Raw genomic sequence first — 536 nt, forward strand, 5'->3', positions numbered from 1 at the left:
TGGGTGGGCATTCGTTGTTGGCGACGCAGGTGGTGTCGCGGGTGCGGGCGGTGTTCGGGGTTGAGGTGCCGGTGGCGGCGTTGTTCGATGCGCCGACGGTGGCGGGTCTGGCTGGGGTGGTTGCGGCGGCGGTGCCGGGTGTGGTGGTTCCGCCGGTGGTGCCGGTTGGCCGGGATGGGTTGTTGCCGTTGTCGTTTGCGCAGCAGCGGTTGTGGTTCCTGGCGCAGTTGGAGCCGGGTTCGGTTGAGTACAACATGCCGATGGCCGTGCGGTTCGACAGCGGCGTCGATGTTGCCGCCCTGGCGCGGGCGTTGGGCGGGTTGGTGGCGCGGCACGAGGTGTTGCGGACGCGGCTGGTCGTGGGTGACGACGGTGTGCCGTATCAGGTGATCGATCCGGCGCCGGGGCGGTTCGAGCTGCCGGTGGTGGACGTGTCCGGGGAGCCGGACCCCGTCGCGGCGGCGCGGGCGTGGTTGGCGGCGGATGGGGTGGTGCCGTTCGATCTGGCGGTGGGGCCGTTGTTCCGGGCGACGTTG

At 71.1% G+C, this 536-nt stretch carries 1 protein-coding gene; it reads left to right on the top strand.

The window, feature by feature from the left end; all coding sequences use genetic code 11:
• Nucleotides 1-14: 14 nt before the first annotated feature.
• Nucleotides 15-536: condensation domain-containing protein (locus ABD901_RS58900; protein WP_345145174.1), on the top strand; the 522-nt coding region annotated here is incomplete at its 3' end.

The organism is Dactylosporangium darangshiense (genome assembly GCF_039537565.1).
GTDB classification, from domain to species: domain Bacteria; phylum Actinomycetota; class Actinomycetes; order Mycobacteriales; family Micromonosporaceae; genus Dactylosporangium; species Dactylosporangium darangshiense.